This is a genomic window from Streptomyces sp. NPDC057623 (assembly GCF_042800355.1).
Lineage (GTDB): Bacteria > Actinomycetota > Actinomycetes > Streptomycetales > Streptomycetaceae > Streptomyces.
Genome location: NZ_JBHVGZ010000029.1, coordinates 49,964 through 68,795, shown reverse-complemented (window position 1 = coordinate 68,795; position 18,832 = coordinate 49,964). Strand labels below are relative to the sequence as shown.

The window sequence follows — 18,832 nt, the reverse complement described above, 5'->3', positions numbered from 1 at the left end:
ACACATCAAGGACGGGGTGCCGAGGTTGCTGAGCGTCGCGGTGAGGGCGAGGGCTCGGAGTTCCCGGTTGCCGAAGACGTGTCGCGCAGTCACTCGGCGATCTGTGATCTCAACCGGGTGTGCCGACCTCGGACGGTTCGGGGCTGTGCCGGTGTGCGACGGATTGCGGTGAGCCGCAGCGCGGAGGCCAGATACGCCACCGCCGCGCAGGCCACGGCCACCGGCGCCGTGAGCAGTTGGACGAGCCCTCCGCCCGCGCCCCGCCCGGCGGCGTTGCCGGCGGCGATGAGGCTCACCACCGCGGCGTTGGCCGGTACAAGGCCGTCACGGTCGACCAGCTGGGCAGAAAGGCGACGGTGCTCGGCCCGGCGAGCGCGCCGACCTGGCCGGGGGCGACGTGGGTGGTGCTCGTGCCGAGCTGGCTCAGGGCCGTCGAGGCGAACAGGGTGCCAGGCTGGTCAGCTCTGGCAACCGCACCCTGAGGCGGCCTTGGCTTCCGTCACCGTGGTGGAGGCATCGGTGGCCTGTTCGTCCGAGGTGCAGCAGGCGGTGACGCCGCAGCACGCGTCCGTTGCCGTTGCCGCGTTCGAGGAGTCCGGCTCATCGGTGGTGGAGGGCTTGACCGCCCGAACGATGGCTGAGTTCATCCCGTCGGCGACAGCGTGGGTGGGCGTGATCTCGACTCCGGTGAACCCGGCGGCTTCGAGCCCTTCCCGGTATTCGGCGAAGGACAGCGCGCCGGCGATGCAGCCGACGTAGTCGCCGCGCTCGGCCCGCTGTTCGGGCGTGAGGGTGTCGTCGGCGACCACGTCGGTGACGCCGATACGGCCGCCGGGCTTGAGCACGCGGAACGTCTCGGCGAAGACGGCGGGCTTGTCGACGGACAGGTTGATCACGCAGTTGGAGATGACGACGTCGATGGTGCCGGCGGGCAGGGGGATCGCCTCGATGGTGCCCTTGAGGAACTCGACGTTGGTGGCACCCGTCTTCCGCGCGTTGGCCAGGGCGAGGGCGAGCATCTCGTCGGTCATGTCCAACCCGTATGCCTTGCCGGTCGGACCGACGCGCCGTGCGGAGAGCAGAACGTCGATCCCGCCGCCGGACCCGAGGTCGAGGACGCGCTCACCGGTACGGAGTTCGGCTACGGCCGTGGGGTTGCCGCAGCCGAGAGAGGCGGCGAGGGCCTCGGCGGGCAGGGTGTCGCGGTCGTCGGCGGCGTAGAGGGCGGAGCCGAAGCTCTCGTCGACCTCGACCGGCTCCGGCCCGCAACAGGCGCTGCCGCCCTCGGTCACCTTCACAGCTGCCGCGGCGTAGCGCTGGCGGACGGTTTCGCGCAGGTCGGTGGACTGCTCGCTCATGGCGTCACTCCTGGATGAGATGGGGCATGGCGGTGCCCCGAAACGGCCTGTATTGACGTTCATTGATTCAACCTTGCGCCTTGGATTGAAAAACGTCAACATAGAGGCATGTCGAAACAAGAGCTTGAGGTCCTCGGCCAGGACGCCGACTGCTGCTCGGGAGTGTCCGAGGCGCCGCTCGACGACGAGCGGGCGGCGGAGCTGGCCAAGGTCTTCAAGGCCCTGGGTGACCCGGTCCGGCTGCGTCTGCTGTCGATGATCGCCTCGCGCGGGGCAGGCGGCGAGACCTGTGTCTGCGAGCTCACCCCGGCCTTCGATCTCGCCCAGCCGACGATCTCCCACCACCTCAAACTCCTGCGCCAGGCCGGTCTCATCGACTGCGAGCGACGCGGCACCTGGGTCTACTACTGGCTCCTGCCGGAGGCCCTGGACCGGCTCGCCGTGTTCCTGAGGACGCCGACCGCGGCCGAGACACTCGCGTGAGCGCCTCGCTCGGCCGCCGCGCCCTGGCCGAGGCCGTCGGCTCGGCAGCGCTGGTCGCGGTCGTGGTCGGTTCCGGCATCCAGGCCACCGAGCTGTCGCGAGACGTCGGTGTGCAACTGCTGGCCAACTCGCTGGCGACCGTCTTCGGCCTGGGCGTGCTCATCGTGCTGTTCGGCCCGGTCTCCGGAGCCCACTTCAACCCCGTCGTAACCCTCGCAGCCTGGTACACGGGCCGCCGCGAAGGCGATGGACTCACCGCGCGGGACGTGGCCGCGTACGTCCCCGCCCAGGTCGCGGGAGCGACAGCGGGCGCGGTCCTGGCCGACGCCATGTTCGGCGAGCCGTTGGTGCGCTGGTCGACGCACGACCGATCGGCGAACCATCTCCTGCTCGGTGAGGTCGTGGCCACCGCCGGCCTCGTCCTCCTGATCTTCGGCCTGGCCCGAGTCGGCCGTGCCCACGCCGCTCCGGTCGCGGTGGCCTCGTACATCGGCGCGGCCTACTGGTTCACGTCCTCGACGTCGTTCGCGAACCCGGCGGTGACGATCGGCCGGACCTTCACGGACACCTTCGCCGGCATCGCACCCGGCTCGGTCGCCCCGTTCATAGCGGCACAGATGCTCGGCGCCGTACTCGGACTGGCACTCACGGCGGGAGTCTTCGGCCGGCGCCCGGCTCCCGCACGGGCCGATGCCATCGCCCTGCACGGCGAGCCCGAACTCACCGCCCCCAGCCATCCCTGACCCACCGCCCAGGAAGACCTCCCCATGAGCGCTCGCGCCACCGACCAGCCCTCCGTCCTCTTCGTGTGCGTCCACAACGCCGGCCGCTCCCAGATGGCGGCAGCCTTCCTCGCGCACCTCGCCGGAGACGCGGTGGAGGTCCGCTCGGCCGGCTCGGCGCCCGCCGACACGGTCAACCCCGCCGTCGTAGAGGCGATGAACGAATCAGGCATCGACATCTCCGCCGAGACGCCGAAGATCCTTACCGTCGAGGCCGTCCAGGCGTCGGACGTCGTGATCACCATGGGCTGCGGCGACACATGCCCGGTCTTCCCCGGCAAGACCTACCTGGACTGGACCTTGGACGACCCGGCAGGGCGGGGCGTCGACGCCGTACGCCCCATCCGCGACCAGATCGAGGGCCGCGTCCGGAGCCTGCTCGCCGACCTCGGTGTGACGCCGCACGTATGACAACCACTACGTGTCCGCCGGGGTTCGTGAACTGCCGCTTTGCGTAAGCGGCTTCGCGTACATTGCCCGTAATGATGGCGCGGGTCACACGAAATGCGCCTCACTATTCGAGACGCTCGGGGGTTTGGGTCGCTCAAGACGGCGCCCGAGCGCCCCTCAAGATGCCGCTTGACCTGCACTTAGGGCACGCAGAGGGCACGCCACCCTCAAATTGGACTAGACAACAAACAAACCCCAGGCCACTGACCTGGGGTTTCATCGTGGAGCGGGTGACGAGAATCGAACTCGCGCTCTCAGCTTGGGAAGCTGATGTTCTACCATTAAACTACACCCGCGTAAGACGCCCGCCCCGTGATCATCCGGAGTCGGTGTCTGATCGCCTGGTCACTGTACCTCATCACCGGCCCCCGGCGCTGTCGCCGAGGGGCCTGAGGGCGTTTCAGGGGGTGGATGTGACTGTGGGGTACCGGAGTTGGGGCGTACGGTGGAGGGGTCGGAGAGGGTCAGGGCGGGGTCGGAGTGCCGCCTGGAGGGCCGTCCCTTTGATCCCGTAATGTGGCCTCTCGTCGTCAGGCAGGAAGTAGCCGGACGCGGCTCTTGGGGAAGGGACTCTAGGACTTGATGGAGCGCACCGTCGTCCGTTGTGCCGATGGGCACGTGTTCAGCACCGCTTCGTTCCCGATGCAGCAGGCCGATCGCCTGGGCCCCGGGCGGCTCCTCCGGTGTCCCCGGTGCGCCCGGCTCCGCAGTGTGGTGCCGGTGGCGTTGGAGAAGCGGTAGCAGCAGAGCAAGCAGTAGTCGGCAGTAGTCGGCAGCAGTAGTCAGCAGTAGTCAGCAGTAACAGCGAGTGTGGCGCCCGGCGCGTGGAGACCGTGATGGTGGTCGTTCCACGCGCCTTGCGTATCCTCGGGACGTGCTTCTCTCAGACAAGGACATCCGGGCCGAGATCGACGCCGGGCGGGTACGGATCGATCCCTACGACGACTCCATGGTGCAGCCCTCGAGCATCGATGTGCGGCTGGACCGTTACTTCCGGGTGTTCGAGAACCACCGTTACCCGCACATCGACCCCTCCGTCGAGCAGGCGGATCTCACGCGGCTCGTGGAGCCCGAGGGCGACGAGCCGTTCATCCTGCACCCCGGGGAGTTCGTGCTCGCCTCGACGTACGAGGTCATCTCGCTCCCCGACGATCTCGCCTCGCGGCTCGAGGGGAAGTCCTCGCTCGGGCGGCTCGGGCTCGTCACCCACTCCACCGCCGGGTTCATCGACCCCGGGTTCAGCGGGCACGTCACGCTTGAGCTGTCCAACCTCGCCACGCTCCCGATCAAGCTCTGGCCCGGCATGAAGATCGGCCAGCTGTGCATGTTCCGGCTCAGCTCGCCCGCCGAGTTCCCGTACGGGAGCGAGCGGTACGGGTCCCGGTACCAGGGGCAGCGCGGGCCCACCGCCTCGCGGTCCTTCCAGAACTTCCATCGGACCCAGGTGTGAGCGCAGGCGTGAGCGAAGGGATGAGTGGCGGGATGGGCGACGGCGCGGGCGTACGGGAGAATCTGACCTACGAGCGGTTCGGCGTCGCCGTCCGGGAGCTCGCGCAGAGCATCGCCGACGACGGGTTCCAGCCGGACATCGTGCTCAGCATCGCGCGCGGTGGGGTCTTCGTCGCCGGGGGGCTCGCTTACGCCCTCGACTGCAAGAATCTGCACCTCGTGAACGTCGAGTTTGGTTTGGCGTGCTAATAGCACATGGCCCTGACCTGGGCAAACTTGCTGCTCAGGACTTTGCCGTGGTGCCTGTTGGTACCCCTTGGGTGTAGGTCTGACCGGTTGCTCTGCTGAGTTTCTGCTGAGGCTTCGGAGCTGGTTCGGGCAGTGAGATGTCCCACGCAGAGATGCCCCATCGTGGTTTGCACGATGGGGCACTTCTCACCGGCACGCGCCGGAGGGTGTAGTCAGATCGAACCAAGATCTCCGGCCTTGACGCTCGTCACGAAGGACAAGAACGCGTCGGCCGGGATGTCCAGGACGGGACCACTCGGAACCTTGGAGTCACGGACGGGGACCACGCCGCGAGAGGCGACGAGGTTTCCGGCGACCTCGATGCAGGCGCCGCCGTTATTGCTGTACGAGGACGTGAACCAACGGGGGGATTCGGTCGTCACGGGGTGACCTTTCGCAACTGGTTGATCATGGCCACAGATGCTGCCTGCGAGCAGGCTTCGGCCTGCAACTGATGGTAGGCCGCTAGCAAGGGCAGTACGAACGAACTTTCGCGCTCAAGATGGCCTCGGTGCGCGGACTCGGCGTATGACATGAGAGAGCGGTCTGCCATGGTCAGGATGTAGAGCGGTAGGTCGAAGGGGCGTTGTGCTCCCATGTCGTACGGGGCGACCTGGAGCACGGTGTTGGGGAGTTCGGCGAACTCGACCAGTCTTGCCAACTGGGCGTCCATGACGGCGGGCTCGCCGATGGGCCGACGGAGACAGCTTTCGTCCAGCATCACGAACACCAGAGGTGATGAGGGGCGGGCGAGTGCTGCTTGCCGCTCGGCGACGAGCGCTACCCGCTCGTGTGCCTGCTCGGTGGTGATCGCTCTCCGCTTGACGGCGCTGTCCGCAAGTACTTCTGCGTACTCCGGTGTTTGGAGGAGTCCGGGGATGATTCCGATCTCAAACAGCCGGATCTCTGCTGCCCGGCCTTCGTGACCAACGTATTCGGGGAAGCCTTCCAACAGGCTGCCGTGTTTGATCTCGCGATACTCGCGCTCGAACGAGTCTTCTGTGCCCTCGATGCCGAAGGCGCGGTCTACGTTGCGCGAGAAACGGAGGGTTGGAGATTTCCGACCGTTTTCGACGGCTGAGACATGCACGCTGGAGTAATCCGTGTGTTCAGCGAGGTCTTCTTGCCTCCAGCCTCGCGCTTCTCGCAGGCTGCGTAAGCGCGCTCCGTAGGCTGCCTGGGGTGAGGCGTCTGGGTTCAACTCGTTGCGATTCAAGGTCTGTTCACGAACCTTCCGTGTTCCTCCAATAGGTTGGTTGGTTCCCCGGCGGGGGCACGTTGAACCTGCTTGGTGGTGGTGACGCCACGGAGAGGCGTGATCGTGTCCGATCAGTGCCCCGGGCGAGCGTTCGCCGGCGCTTGGCTGGGGTTGGATCAGTGCCCCTCTACGGGGGAAAGGTGCTGGTCACGTGCGTGGTGACCTCACGCGCGCACGGACATGGACCACGATGAGACCCGCATTCGCGCGTGAGGTTGCCACGCCTGGGCGGGGTCCAGGGGCGCGCTGTAGCGTCCCTGGTACCACCGGCCTGGATTGGGGTCGTCACGGCGCTGTGAGCCTCGGTGAGAGGCGTTGCTCTCCTGCGTGAACGAATCTGCATGGGCGAGCGGAATTGGTGCTCGTGCTGGGAGAGTGCGGGCCTCGTCGGTCGTGCGGCTCACCTCCCCGGTGAACGACAGAGCAGACGACAGGAGTCCTCGCGCGACGATTCGGCGGAGTGCTTCGCTGCTTGGTCGGGGGCGGGTCGGGTGTGTCGGGCGGCTGGCCGTCCGGACGGGACCGGCCGAAGGCCGCATGCCCGGCCGAGGCGGCCAGAGCCGCCCGGCGCGCGCGGAGCGCGCGCCCTTGAACAAGTAAAGAGAAGTCACTCCGATCGGGATCAGCATCGAGTGGGGGCGCCTGGCGGCTGACTTCGTCGGGGGCGCTGGGTAGGTGAGCTGGCATGTGGGGCGAGGGCATCCACTCCTCACGCATGCAGCGGGCGGTCCTGGTCCGCGTCGGCGGTGATGTAGTGCGCGCTCAGCAGGAGCCCAACCACTTATCCGGATAAGTGGTTGACATGAATCCAGTGATCGGGTGACGATGGCGCGCAACTCATCCGGATGAGTGGCCGGGTGGGTTGGTGGCCGTTGCGCCTGTCCCTCTTGAAAGGGGGCCCATGTATCCGCTGTCCCATGAGGCGCGGCGTTCAGCCCTTGACGAGGCTGAGCGGCTGCGCCGTCTGTCGCCCACAGAGCGCGACCTCATCCGGCTCGTCCACGAACCCGGCTTCTCTCGCTGGCTGGAGCAGATCAAGGCCATTGGTGGGTGCGCGCACCCCATCTACCTCGCCGGGCACACCACCACCCATGACGCCGTGACGGGTGAGGTTCTGCGGCACTACGACACCAGCGACGATCCCGGCGGCCGTATGCCGGTGCGGTGCCGCAACCGCCGAGAGACACGCTGCCCACCGTGCTCCTACCTCCATGCAGGCGACACCTTCCACCTGGTCCGCTCCGGCCTCCTGGGCGGCAAGGGCGTCACAGACGGCGTGCAGCGCCACCCCCGCTTGTTCGTCACCCTCACTGCCCCCTCCTTCGGCGCCGTGCACCGTGAGAGCGGCCCTGACGGGACCCTGTGCCGCCCCAGACGAGACGGCGGCACTTGCGAACACGGGCGGCCCCTCGGCTGCGGCCACAAGCACGCCGACACCGATTCCCTGGTAGGTCAGCCGCTCTGCCCGGACTGCTACGACTACGCCGGACACGTCCTGTGGCACGCTTCCGCCGGCACACTGTGGAACCGCTATTGCCACATGCTCAGGCGCCATCTGGCGACCGTTGCAGGAATCACGCAAACCCGTCTGCGCGAACACCTGACGGTGTCCTTCGCGAAAGTCGCCGAATACCAAAAGCGCGGAGCCGTGCACTTCCACGCGGTAATCCGGCTCGACGGACCCGACGGCCCTTCCTCACCCCCGCCGCTGTGGGCGACAACCGAACTCCTAGAAGGCGCCGTGCGGTCGGCTGCCGATCAGGTAGAGGTGCATACGCCGTATTCCCCGGCAACAGGTGAGCGCGCCATCAAGTGGGGGAAACAGATCGACGTACACCCGATCCGCAGCGATGCATTCACCGAATCATCGGCGGTGACGGATAACGCCGTTGCGGCCTACGTCGCTAAATACGTATCCAAGAGCGTCGGCGACGCGGGCGGAATCGACTACCGAATACAAGACTTCGACAGCATCCGCCTGGCCCCCGTAAGCACCCACCTGCGCGCTCTCATGGCTGCCTGCTGGCGCCTGGGCGGCCTGGTGGAGCTGGAGGAACTCAACCTCCGGGCATGGGCTCACACGCTCGGCTACCGGGGCCACGTCCTCACCAAATCACGCCAGTACTCCACGACATACGGAACGCTTCGCGCCGTACGCGCGGAACATCAAAGCGGTGGCCTGCTCGCCCTGGAGGACCGAGAGACCCTTACCGATTCAGCATGGCGCTATGTCGGCTCCGGGCATTCTCCGGCTGAGTCAGATGTCGCTTACGGCATAGCTGAGGACCTGGCGGCTCTACGTGAAATCAGAAGAGAAATGATCGCAGAGGGCTGGAAATATGCTGCGTGACGAATATGTGAATTGACCAAATCAATGGAGCCTCCCTGGAGATAGGGCTCCAGAGAGGCTCCGGCCCACAAGGGGCCGACAAGAGGTTACCGCAAGGAGGAGAAGGCATATGGCTGCGGGTGGGTCGAATCGACTTCTGACACCGGATGACACAGCGGAGCGGCTTGCTGTCTCGAAGCGCACGCTCTATGCGAAGTGGCGCAAGTGGGGGATACCAGCCTACAAGGTGGGTAAGCATCTCAGATTTCGCGAACGTGACGTAGATCACTGGATCGCTCAACAAGCTTGTGGCTAGGGCGAGTTGGCGTGTAAAACATGATGCTGAGTCGGAGATAGGGCTCCGACCCAAGTCAGTAAGGGAGTTGAAGCCTCATGGCTTCAGTCATCAAGCGCTGTGACTGCAAGGTCGGCGCATGGCCGCGCTGCAAGCACTCGTGGGTGGTCCGCTTCCGGGACGCCAACGGCGCCCAGACAGAGGAGTGGTTCGCCCACAACAAGAAGACCGAGGCGAAGAACCTCGCGATCAAGGTCGAGAACGATAAGAAGCTGGGCGTCTACGTCGACCGCAAGCACTCCAAGCGGACTTTCAAGGACTGCTGGGAAGAGTGGCTGAACTTCGGGACGCGGGAAGAGTCCACCATCGTTCAGTACCGCAGCATCTACAAGAACCACTTTGCCGACATGTTCGGCGCTCGGCGGATTGGCTCCCTGGTTCCCTCGGACCTCACCGACTGGGAGAAAGACCAGAAAGAGCGCGGGTACAAGGAATACGGAATCGCGAACCGTAAGGTGGTCCTGAAATCGTTCCTCAAGTACTGCTATGAGGCCGAAATCATCGCTAAGTACCCCGGGAAGACCATCAAGGTCAACGGGCGCAACGAGTCGGCTTACCGTCCCGTCGAGGACGACGAGATCCCGACTACGGCAGAAGTCATGGCCATCTATGAGGCGATGCGCCCCGTCTATAAATCCACCGTGTGGACTCAGGCGGGCTGCGGACTCCGAGTAGGTGAGGCCCTGGCCGTTTCGCAATCGCACCTGACTCGCCGAGACGGCTGGTACTTCGTTCAGAACCAGCTCACCAACTTCGGTAAGAACGAGGGAGCGAACCGGGGAACCAACGTCAAGAACGAACCGAAGTGGAGCCGAAAGGGTCGTTGGGTGCCCGTCCCTCCCTCGGTGGCTGACGAGCTGGAGAAGCACAGCGCGTTCTGGACGCCGTGGGGCGATGAGGGCTGGTACTACGAGTCAGAGACCTACCAGGGGCGCCACCCGTCCCGGACGACGTACACGGACCGCTGGAACGATGCACTGAAGCGGGCTGGGCTGGAAGACTCCGGCTACACGCCGAAGGCTCTCCGGCACTACTTCGCGAGCATGTCCATCGCGTCCGGCGTGCCCCTGTACGAGGTGGCGCGCTGGATGGGGCACAGCTCCACGAAGGTCACGGAACAGGTCTACGCGCACATCGTTGAGGGGGCGGAGGAACGCATCACCGGAGCGTTCGAGGCTGCGCTAGCGGATGCCTTCCGGGCGCGTCTTACGGTGGTAGGTGAAGACGCAGCATGATGAGGGTCGCTGACCCCCAATGCTGAGTTTTTGCTGAGTTTCAGGGCCTCTCGCCTGCATCTTCGCAGGTGGGAGGCCCTTCCGTTTTTAACGTCGAGTTCTATACCGGGGTGGGGACCACCCTCGACATGCCCGTCATGCTGGCTCCCGTTCCCAACGCGATCGACTTCACCGACAAGAAGGTGCTGATCGCCGACGACGTCGCCGACACCGGCAAGACGCTGAAGCTCGTCCACGACTTCTGCGTCGAGCACGTCGCCGAGGTGCGGTCCGCCGTCGTCTATGAGAAGTCCCACTCCCTCGTGAAGTGCGAGTACGTGTGGAAGCGCACCGATGAGTGGATCAACTTCCCCTGGAGTGTGTTGCCTCCGGTGCACAGGTCCGGAGACGCGGCCAAGCCGAACAAGGAAGCCGTCTGAAGCCGGCCGCGGCTTCCCTCCCTCACGCCGGAGCGCCCCCGTGGCCAGGCCACGAAGGCGCTCCTGGGGCCGTAGTGCCGGCTACTGCCGCCAGGCCAGGTGCAGGCGGTCCAGCCCGCTCTGGTTGTTCACCTTCAGGCTGAGGGCGGTGCCTGTGCCCTGGAGGGTGGTGAGGGAGTAGGTGTCGCCGCTGCGCAGGCCGGGCCAGTAGACCGAGCCCAGGCCCAGTTCACGGATGGTGTCGGTCGCGGCCTGTATGTAGGCGACCTCGCTGGAGCCGCCCACCGGGCCGTTGTAGTCCAGACCGGTGGTCATGGAAGCGCCGAACTCGTCGAGGATCGTGCGCGAGGCGCAGTCACCGATGCGTGCCTTGAAGTCCGCCTTCCACTGGTCGACGCTGGTCCAGTCGGTGTGCCAGAAGCCGTAGTTGTGCAGGGCGAGCCGGGTGCCCTTGAGGCGCGGGTCGGCGCAGACGGGCTTGACGTCCTCGCTGTACTTGTAGCCGCCGATCAGCATCCGGTCGCGGGGCACGTTGCGGTGGGTGGAAACCCACTTCGCGGCGATGTCGGTCCACTCCTGGGCGGTGTAGCCGAACGGCTCGTTCATCGGCTCGAAGTACACCTTGGAGTCGCGGGCGTAGGCGGAGGTGATCCGTGCCCACATCTGGTCCCAGGCGGCCTGGTCGTCGATCTTGCCGTCCTTGGCGTTGTCGGCCTCCCAGTAGCCCAGGATGACCTTGAACCCCCTGTCGGTGGCGGCGTCGATCGCGCCCTTGTACGACTTCCAGAAGGGGCCGTTGACGGAGGTCGGGTTGACCGGCAGCCGGACGGTGTTGGCGCCCAGCTTGGCGAACCCGCCGATGATCGCTCTGGACTTGGCGTAGGTGGTGGCGTACCCGTCGGTGGTGGACAGGCCCGAGGGGACGACCGCGTCATCGGCGTAGTTGTCGCGCGGGTCGGCCCAGTTGACCCCGCGGAAGTCGCTGACGGGAGGCACGGCCGCCTTGCCCGAGGTGGGGGCGGCGGATGCGGGGGAGGCGAGTGCGCCCCCGAAGGCCGTGGCGCAGGCCAGCAAGGCGGCGAAGCAAGCTGTCCGGCGATGGTTCTTTCGTGGCACGGCGTCCCCTTCTGAGCAGTTGCGTGCGAAAACCTCGCAGACGCAGACGGCGAGCTGAATGGTTCCCGCAAACTAGAAGACGATCCGAACACAGGTCAACATGTCTGAACATAAAGTTTCAATGTCCGAGGCGCAAAGGGAAGGGCCCCCGGCGCGAACGCCGGGGGCCCTTCGACATGCCGCTACTAGAACGTGCCGAGCTTCACGATCGACAGCAGGGCGACCAGCTGGATCGCGCTGGCGCCCAGTGCCTTCGGCCACGGCAGGTCGTGGGACTTGGACACCATCAGGGTGAGCAGGACGCCCGCCGCCACCCAGGTCGCCCAGCCGAGGGCCTGGACGAACGTCGCGTCGCCGCCGGCGAACATCGCGAAGACCAGACGCGGGGCGTCCGTGAGGGACATGACCAGCATGGAGAGGCCGACTGTGGGCTGCCAGGCGCCGTCGCCGCCCAGCTGGCGGGCCAGGGTGTGGGTGACCACGCCCAGGACGAAGGACGACAGGACCATCGCCACGGCCGTCGTCAGGACGATCGGGACCGCGTTGGACAGGGTCGCGTTGATCGCGTCGTTGCGGGCGCCGTCGAAGCCGAAGACCGCGAGCAGGCCGTAGAGGAAGGTCACGATCAGGGCGGGGCCCCACATCGTGTAGTCCCGCATCCGCAGGAACGTCTGGCCGGGGGAGAGGACGATGCCCCGCAGCAGTTCCTTCCAGTGCAGGCGGGGACCGGCCGGGGCGGCCGGGGCCGCGCCCGCGTGGTAGGTCTCGCCCTGGGTGTACGGGTCGTCACCGACGGAGAACGCCTGGGTGTGGCCCGGGTTGTTCGCCGCGTACGGGTCCGGGGCGCCGCCCGGGCCGTGCGGGTAGCCGCCGTCGCCGAAGTACTCCGGCTCGCCGTGACCACCGTGACCGCCCTGGCCACCGTGCGCCCGGTGACCGCCGGGGCCGTAACCGCCGTGACCACCGCCGCCGTTGGCCTGCGGCCAGCCGCCTGCGCCGCCGCCCGAGCCGCCGTACGGCTGCTGCGACGGCGGGGGATAGCCGTACGACGGCCCCTGGGGCGCCTGCTGCCCGTACGGAGGTTGTTGGGGGCGCGTTTGCGGGGTGCCGTTGTTCCGGCTGCCCCGTCCGATCCTGAATCCAGCCACGTCTTCGAACGTACCTGGTCCCGGAGATTCGCGTGCCGGGCCCCACGGTCAGGGCCCGGCTTTGCGGCCGAGCTGTGACATCCCCTAAGGGAAGCCACCGGCCTGGCTCAGGGAGTCGTTCAGGGGAATCCCCCCGGGGGCGAACCACGGGGCGAACCACCGGGGCAACGGCCTAGCGCAGCATCCCCTGTCCCAGCCTCAGGTAGCCCGACGTCGGCAGGCCCACCGAACCCGGGCCGAAGCTGATCGCCTTGCTGGTGGTGATGCCCGATGCCGAGCCGCGCAGGTGGTAAACGGCTCCGGCGGGGTGGTTCTCGCCGTCGGCGCTGACGGACAGGTCCGCCTTGCCGTCGCCGTTGAGGTCGGACAGGCGTACGGAGGCGCCGAAGCGGTCGGCGGTCTCGGCGGTGCCGGGGACGCCGGCGGTGTTCTGGGTGAAGGACTGGGCGCCGGTGCCGGTCAGACCGGCGGACGTGCCGCGCAGCACGGTGACGCTGCCGGCGATGTCCGCGCTGCCGATGTCCTCGAAGAGCGTGCCGACGGCGACGTCCGCGTAGCCGTCGCCGTTGACGTCGGCGACGGAGAGGTCGTTGCCGAACCAGTCCTCCTCCTCGTCCGCGCCCGGCACCCCGGGGGTGTCCTGGTTGATCGTGGTCTGCGGCTGGGTACGGACGCCGTCCGCGCCGCCGAGGTAGGCGCTGACGGAGCCGCCGAGGCTCTTCACCCCGTCGCCGTACGTCGCCGCGACCACGTCGCCGTAGCCGTCGCCGTTGAGGTCGCCGACGACCGCCAGCTCCCAGGCGCCGTTCTTCAGGAACGTCTGGTACGTCAGGCCGGCGGCGGAGCTCAGGTACACGAAGGTGCCGTCGTCGTACGTCCCGTCCTGCTGGCCGCTGACGACCAGGTCGGCCGTGCCGTCGCCGTTGACGTCTCCGGCGGCGAGGCTCTGGGCGCCGTAGATGCCGCCGCCGGTGTACAGGTCGGTGTCGAGCTCGTGGTGGGAGGCGGCGCCGGCGGCCTTGGTGAAGCCGCCCCGGTGGATCCAGATGTCGTCGCCGGTGCTGCCGACCGCCAGGTCCACCCGGCCGTCGCCGGTGAAGTCGCCGACGGCGAGGGACATGCCGTACTCGTCGTGGGCCGAGACCGCGGGGTCGGAGACGCCCCGCCCGCCGGACAGGCCGCTCTTGCCGCCCCAGACGACCGTCACGGAGCCGCCGTCGGCGTCGCTGCCGACGTCCTCCCCCACACTGCCGATCACGAGGTCGGCGTAGCCGTCCCGGTTCAGGTCACCGGAGGTGAGGGCCGTGCCGAAACGGTCGCCCTGCTCGGCGGTGCCCGGGACGCCGGCCGTGTTCTGGGTGAGCACGGTGCGGCGCGACGCGCTGATGCCGTTCGCGGAGCCGTAGTTGACGACGACGGCGCCCGCGTCGGTCTTGCCGCCGACGGGGGTGTACGGCGCGGCGGTCGCGAGGTCGCGGTAGCCGTCGCCGTTGAAGTCGTCGGCGTACTTGGTGGGGGCCGCGGTGGCCGGGGCGGCGGTGAGCAGCGGGGCGGCCGTCAGCGCGGCGGCGACGGTGGCCGTCGCGAGGGCGAGGGAAGGGAGGCGATGGTGCCGGAGCATGTGGGGCTCTCCTGCGGTGGGGTGGATGGTCGGCTGATCAGGAATTGAGGGCCGTGCCGTAGGCCGGGGCGCCCGCCGTGGACACGCCCGTCGTCCCCGGGCCGAAGCTCGTCGCCCCGCCCGTGGTTCCGCCGGTCGTCACGCCGGTCGTCGCGCCGCGCAGGGACCAGACGGCGCCGTCGCCGTTCTCGCCCGTCGCGGAGACGGTGAGCTCGGCGCGGCGGTCGCCGGAGTGGTCGGCGAGCAGGACGCGGGCGCCGAAGCGGTCGCCTGCCTCGGAGGTGCCGGGCACGCCGGCGGTGTTCTGCGTGAAGGACTGGACGCCGGTCGTCCTGAGGCCGGAGGCCGAGCCGTACAGGACGGTCACGGAGCCCGCCGCCGCGTTCTCGCCGGGCGCGCCGACGGCCAGGTCGGCGTAGCCGTCGCCGTTGATGTCGCCCAGGGAGACATGGCTGCCGAAGCGGTCGCCGGACTCGGCGGCGCCGGGGACGCCGGCGGTGTCCTGGGTGAGGACGAGCGGGGTGCGGGAGGAGTCGACGCCGGCCGGTCCGCCGTACACGACCGTGACCTTGCCGCCCTTGGCGCCGGCCGGGTCCTCGGAGGTCTCGCGCTCGTTGCCGATCGCGATGTCCCCGTACCCGTCCTTGTCGATGTCGCCGATCGAGGAGACGTAGCCGGCGGGCAGCTCCTGCAGCCAGTCGGTGTAGTTGCCGACGTTCGGCTCGGTCACCAGACGGGTGACCGCGTCCGCGTCGCTCTCGCGGCCGTGCACGACGAGGTTGGTCTGCCAGGCGTTGACCGGCCCGGCGGACAGGGACGTGATCCCGTACGCCGACGAGTACGGGGCGGGGAAACCGGATCCGGAACCGCCTTGGAAGGCGCTGGACTTGGTGAACGGGCCGTTGATGAAAGCGAGTTGGACGGGTCCGTTGGCGCCGATCACGAGGTCGAGGTCGCCGTCGACCTCTACGTCGCCGACCGCCAGGGACTGCCCGTAGCGGTCCAGGTCCGTGTCGAACGGGTTGGGTACCGAACGCGCCCCGGACAGCCCTGACGGGGCGCCCCAGATGACGACGACCGTGCCGTCGTTGGTGTCGCCGTCGACGTCCTCGCCGGGTGCGCCGATCAGCAGGTCCGCGTAGCCGTCGGTGTCGAGGTCGGCGGAGGCGACGGCGGTCCCGAAGGCGTCGTCGGCCTCGGCGGTGCCGGGGACGCCGGCGGTGTTCTGGGTGATCAGCGTGCGCGTCGAGGTCTTGAGCCCGCTGGAGCCGCCGTAGACCACGGAGACCGCTCCCGCCTTGGCCTTGCCGCCCACGGTGGCGCCCGGTGCGCCGATCGCGAGGTCGGTGCGGCCGTCGCCGTTGAAGTCGTACGGCCTGGCGGCGGTGGCGGCGTGGGCGGCCGGGGCGGTGAGGGTGAGGGCGAGCGGGGTCAGGGCCGCGGCGAGGAGGGCGGCCGGGAGGCGCCTTCCCAGGAGAGGGTGCGTCACTGTGCGATCACCGAGCCGAAGTAGTTGGTGGCCTTCAGGGAGACAGCGGCGGCCGTGACGCCCTGGGCGCCGGAGGTGGTCAGTCCGGTGGAGGTACCGCGCAGGCTCCACACACCGCCGGGGCCGTTCTCGCCGTCGACGCCGACGACGAGGTCGGCCTTGCCGTCCTTGGTCACGTCGGTGAGGGCGACCGCGGAGCCGAAGCGGTCCCAGGACTCGGCGGTGCCGGGGACGCCGGCGGTGTTCTGGGTGTACGACTTCGAGCCCGAGGTCTTCAGCCCGGACGCCGAGCCGAACAGCACGGTGACCGAGCCGGCCTCCACGGCGGCGCCGAGGTCCTCGCCGGGCGCGGCGACGGCGACGTCGGCGAACTTGTCGCCGTTGATGTCGCCGGTGCTCAGGAACATGCCGAAGCCGTCGTCGGCCTCGCCCGAGCCGGGCACGTTCGTGCTGTCCTGGTGGATGACCGTCGGCGTCTGCGCGGGGTCGGGGCCGTTCGGGCCGCCGTACCAGACGGTGATCTGGCCGCCCTTGTGCCCGCTGGGCTTGTCGGGGCCGGGGTCCGTGGAATCGCCGAGGACGAGGTCGCCGTAGCCGTCCCCGTTCAGGTCGGCGACGGAACCCGACATGCCGTCCGCGTTGGGCAGCTCGGTGAACCGGTGGCTGCCGCCGGTCCAGGTGTAGTAGTAGATCTGGCCGCCGGAGTCGCCGTCCACGGCGAACGGGTAGACGCGCTCCGCCGCGCCGTCGCCGCTGAGGTCGCCCGCGAACACGTCGTAGGTGGTGCCGATTTCACCCACCCGGGAGTGGCTGAGCGGGCCGCCGGTCCGGGTGAACGGGCCCAGGTAGAGATGGGTGTTGCTCTGGCCCGTGAGCGTGACGTCCGTGTCGCCGTCGCCGTCGAAGTCACCGGTCGCGACGCCGCGCGAGAAGCCGCCCCACTCGGAGAGCCCGGATGGCTGCGGCAGCCCCTTGCCGCCCGACAGCCCGGACTTGCCGCCCCACAGGACGGTGCCGGCGCCGACGCCGTCCCGGTCGCCGACGCTCTCGCCCGAGGACCCGACGACGAGGTCGGAGTAGCCGTCGCGGTCCAGGTCGGCGGCGGCCAGGGAGGACCCGAACAGGTCGCTCGACTCGGCGGTACCGGGCACCCCGGGGGAGTTCTGGGTGATCACGGCCTTGCGGGTGGCGGACACCCCGGACGACGAGCCGTACAGCACCACTACGGCCCCGGCGCAGGACGCGGTGCCGACGTCGGTGCACATGGCGCTGACGGCCACGTCGCGGTAGCCGTCGCCGTTGAAGTCGCCGGCCAGGCCGGAGGGGGCGGCGGACGCGCTCGTGGCCGGGAGGGCAGTGAGCAGGCCGGTGGTGAGGGTGGCGGCGAGGAGGAGGGGGCGCTTGCGCAAGGTGGGTGCTCCTGGGAAGAGGGCCGGGCCCGCGGGGGACGGGCCCGGCCGTTCAGGGGTACGGCGGCCTCGTGGTGCCGTACGTCCGGATGTCCGTCCTGCGGACTCAGTCCGCGAAGACGGCGCCGAACGCCGGGGATCCGGTCGTCGAGAGTCCCGAGGTGCTCGGGGCGACGGCGCGCGAGCCGGACGTGATGATCTTCGTGCCGTCGGAGGGCAGGTAGGTCAGACCGCCGTTGCCGGTGTTCTCGTACGAGCCGACGACGAGGTCCGCCCTGCCGTCGCCGGTGACGTCGTCGAGCTTGACGTCGGCGCCGAAGAGGTCGTTCTTCTCGTCGTTGCCGGGGACGCCCGCGGTGCTCTGGGCGAGGCCCTGGACACCCGTGACGGTGTCGATGCCGTTCGCGGAGCCGTACAGGACGGTGACCTGGCCGGTGTCGGCGACGCCGGCGATGTCCTCGTTCGGGGAGGCGACGACGAGGTCCTGGTAGCCGTCGCCGTTGATGTCACCGAGGTCGAGCTCCCAGCCGAAGCCGTCGCCCTTCTCCGCGGTGCCGGGGACGTTGCCGCTGTTCTGGGTGATGCCGGCGGTGGTGGCGGGACCGGAGGCGGAGCCGTACGTGATGTTCACCTTGCCGCCGTTGGCGGCGTCCGGGACGGGCGTGCCGTCCTCGGTGGTGCTGTCCCAGCCGGCGCCGCTGACGATGTCGCCGTAGCCGTCGCCGTTGATGTCGCCGATGGCGGTGATGATGCCCGGCTTGAGGGCCTTGGCGTCGCCGGCGCTCGGGCCGCCGGCGGTGCCGGGCAGGTAGTAGTTGGTGTTCCAGCCGTAGTCACTCTGGGTCTCGTACCCGTCGACGATCAGGTCGGTCCGCTTGTCGCCGTTGACGTCACCGGCGGTGAGGCTCATCGGGCCGTACGGGTAGTCGTTGGAGCCGTTCTGGATGGGCGGCTTGACGGTGTAGCGCCCGCCGGGGGTGCCGGCGGAGTCGAAGCCGCCCTTGAAGACGTGGATGGTGCTGGACGAGTTGCCGACGGCCAGGTCGGCCGTGCCGTCGCCGTCGAAGTCGCCGGCCGCCAGGTCCTTGCCCCAGTAGTCGTGCGAGGAGGGGGCCGGGTCCGCGACGGTGACGCCCTTGCCGGTGAGACCGCTCGCCGAGCCCCACAGGACGGCGACGCCGCCGCCGTTGGTGTCGGTGCCGACCTTCTCCCAGGGGGAGGAGACGGCGAGGTCGTCGTAGCCGTCTCCGTTGAAGTCGGCGTACGCGGACTCGGCGCCGAAGCCGTCGCCCGCCTCGGCGGTGCCGGGGCTGCCGACGGTGTTCTGGCTGATGGTGGTGCGCTTCGCGGACGATACGCCGGTGGCGGTGCCGTAGAGCACGACGACCTGACCGGCGCTCTGGCGCCCGCTCACATAGGCGCCGTGCGCCGAGGCCACGACGTCCCCGATCCCGTCGCCGTTGAAGTCGGCGTACGGGACCTGGACGGAGTCGGCGGCGGTGGCCGACGTGGCCGCGGCGAGGGTGAGCAGTCCGCCCGTCAGCGCGGCCGCGGTGGCCGTCGCGAGGGCGAGTCGTGCCGGGTGGCGCGGGTGGTGCTTGTGCATGCGGTTCTCCTGCTGCATGCGGGGGATGCCTGGCAGG

At 68.7% G+C, this 18,832-nt stretch carries 17 protein-coding genes, 1 tRNA gene and 2 pseudogenes; 9 read left to right on the top strand and 11 right to left on the bottom strand.

Going from position 1 to position 18,832, the window contains the following annotated elements:
- Positions 1-89 precede the first annotated feature (89 nt).
- Together ACFU95_RS27055 and arsM are read right to left on the bottom strand one after the other, a co-directional pair.
- Positions 90-296: a hypothetical protein gene (locus tag ACFU95_RS27055; RefSeq protein WP_383832247.1), complete on the bottom strand. Its 207-nt coding sequence runs from the start codon at positions 294-296 to the stop codon at positions 90-92.
- Positions 297-458: 162 nt separating this feature from the next.
- The gene (arsM, locus tag ACFU95_RS27050; RefSeq protein WP_383832245.1) at positions 459-1,358 is read right to left on the bottom strand and encodes an arsenite methyltransferase; all 900 of its coding nucleotides are present in this window, start codon (positions 1,356-1,358) and stop codon (positions 459-461) included.
- 108 nt (positions 1,359-1,466) lie between these two features.
- Between arsM and ACFU95_RS27045 the strand changes: the two genes are divergently transcribed.
- From ACFU95_RS27045 to ACFU95_RS27035, 3 genes are read left to right on the top strand one after another with little or no spacing between them, the layout of a single operon-like run.
- Positions 1,467-1,841 (top strand): ArsR/SmtB family transcription factor, encoded by a 375-nt coding sequence (locus tag ACFU95_RS27045; protein WP_383832243.1) that lies wholly within the window; start codon positions 1,467-1,469, stop codon positions 1,839-1,841.
- Positions 1,838-2,584: an aquaporin gene (locus tag ACFU95_RS27040; protein ID WP_383832241.1), complete on the top strand. Its 747-nt coding sequence runs from the start codon at positions 1,838-1,840 to the stop codon at positions 2,582-2,584. The genes ACFU95_RS27045 and ACFU95_RS27040 overlap by 4 nt, the downstream gene beginning before the upstream one ends.
- A gap of 24 nt (positions 2,585-2,608) precedes the next feature.
- Positions 2,609-3,034 (top strand): arsenate reductase ArsC, encoded by a 426-nt coding sequence (locus ACFU95_RS27035; protein ID WP_383832239.1) that lies wholly within the window; start codon positions 2,609-2,611, stop codon positions 3,032-3,034.
- A gap of 261 nt (positions 3,035-3,295) precedes the next feature.
- Here the strand turns inward: ACFU95_RS27035 and ACFU95_RS27030 are convergent.
- A tRNA-Gly gene (locus tag ACFU95_RS27030) sits at positions 3,296-3,369 on the bottom strand.
- A 578-nt stretch (positions 3,370-3,947) separates the two neighbouring features.
- Between ACFU95_RS27030 and dcd the strand changes: the two genes are divergently transcribed.
- The gene (gene dcd / locus ACFU95_RS27025; RefSeq protein ID WP_383832237.1) at positions 3,948-4,523 is read left to right on the top strand and encodes a dCTP deaminase; all 576 of its coding nucleotides are present in this window, start codon (positions 3,948-3,950) and stop codon (positions 4,521-4,523) included.
- 32 nt (positions 4,524-4,555) lie between these two features.
- Positions 4,556-4,756 (top strand): annotated as a pseudogene (locus ACFU95_RS27020) (phosphoribosyltransferase); the annotation flags it as partial.
- A 227-nt stretch (positions 4,757-4,983) separates the two neighbouring features.
- Here the strand turns inward: ACFU95_RS27020 and ACFU95_RS27015 are convergent.
- Together ACFU95_RS27015 and ACFU95_RS27010 are read right to left on the bottom strand one after the other, a co-directional pair.
- On the bottom strand, positions 4,984-5,193 hold the full coding sequence (locus tag ACFU95_RS27015; RefSeq protein ID WP_383832235.1) for a DUF397 domain-containing protein: 210 nt from the start codon (positions 5,191-5,193) through the stop codon (positions 4,984-4,986).
- Positions 5,190-6,026 (bottom strand): Scr1 family TA system antitoxin-like transcriptional regulator, encoded by an 837-nt coding sequence (locus ACFU95_RS27010; RefSeq protein WP_383832233.1) that lies wholly within the window; start codon positions 6,024-6,026, stop codon positions 5,190-5,192. Before ACFU95_RS27010 ends, ACFU95_RS27015 begins: the two co-directional genes overlap by 4 nt.
- Positions 6,027-6,969: 943 nt before the next feature.
- On the opposite strand from ACFU95_RS27010, the gene ACFU95_RS27005 reads away from it, so the two are divergent.
- The 4 genes and pseudogenes from ACFU95_RS27005 to ACFU95_RS26990 form a co-directional block, all read left to right on the top strand.
- The gene (locus ACFU95_RS27005; protein ID WP_383832231.1) at positions 6,970-8,418 is read left to right on the top strand and encodes a replication initiator; all 1,449 of its coding nucleotides are present in this window, start codon (positions 6,970-6,972) and stop codon (positions 8,416-8,418) included.
- Positions 8,419-8,527: 109 nt separating this feature from the next.
- Entirely contained in the window at positions 8,528-8,713 is a 186-nt protein-coding gene (locus ACFU95_RS27000) for a helix-turn-helix domain-containing protein (RefSeq protein ID WP_383832229.1), read from the top strand.
- A gap of 77 nt (positions 8,714-8,790) precedes the next feature.
- Positions 8,791-9,987: a tyrosine-type recombinase/integrase gene (locus tag ACFU95_RS26995; protein WP_383832227.1), complete on the top strand. Its 1,197-nt coding sequence runs from the start codon at positions 8,791-8,793 to the stop codon at positions 9,985-9,987.
- A gap of 89 nt (positions 9,988-10,076) precedes the next feature.
- Positions 10,077-10,406 (top strand): annotated as a pseudogene (locus ACFU95_RS26990) (phosphoribosyltransferase); the annotation flags it as partial.
- An 81-nt stretch (positions 10,407-10,487) separates the two neighbouring features.
- Here the strand turns inward: ACFU95_RS26990 and ACFU95_RS26985 are convergent.
- The 6 genes from ACFU95_RS26985 to ACFU95_RS26960 form a co-directional block, all read right to left on the bottom strand.
- Entirely contained in the window at positions 10,488-11,522 is a 1,035-nt protein-coding gene (locus ACFU95_RS26985) for a glycoside hydrolase family 5 protein (protein ID WP_383832225.1), read from the bottom strand.
- 185 nt (positions 11,523-11,707) lie between these two features.
- A complete protein-coding gene (locus tag ACFU95_RS26980) occupies positions 11,708-12,670 on the bottom strand; it encodes a Yip1 family protein (protein ID WP_383832223.1) in 963 nt (320 codons plus the stop codon).
- 172 nt (positions 12,671-12,842) lie between these two features.
- Complete coding sequence (locus ACFU95_RS26975; RefSeq protein ID WP_383832221.1) at positions 12,843-14,291, bottom strand: FG-GAP-like repeat-containing protein; 1,449 nt, start codon at positions 14,289-14,291, stop codon at positions 12,843-12,845.
- 37 nt (positions 14,292-14,328) lie between these two features.
- Entirely contained in the window at positions 14,329-15,780 is a 1,452-nt protein-coding gene (locus ACFU95_RS26970) for a hypothetical protein (RefSeq protein WP_383832219.1), read from the bottom strand.
- Positions 15,777-17,189: an FG-GAP repeat protein gene (locus ACFU95_RS26965; protein ID WP_383832217.1), complete on the bottom strand. Its 1,413-nt coding sequence runs from the start codon at positions 17,187-17,189 to the stop codon at positions 15,777-15,779. Before ACFU95_RS26965 ends, ACFU95_RS26970 begins: the two co-directional genes overlap by 4 nt.
- A gap of 106 nt (positions 17,190-17,295) precedes the next feature.
- On the bottom strand, positions 17,296-18,795 hold the full coding sequence (locus tag ACFU95_RS26960; RefSeq protein WP_383832215.1) for an FG-GAP and VCBS repeat-containing protein: 1,500 nt from the start codon (positions 18,793-18,795) through the stop codon (positions 17,296-17,298).
- Between the last annotated feature and the right edge of the window lie 37 nt (positions 18,796-18,832).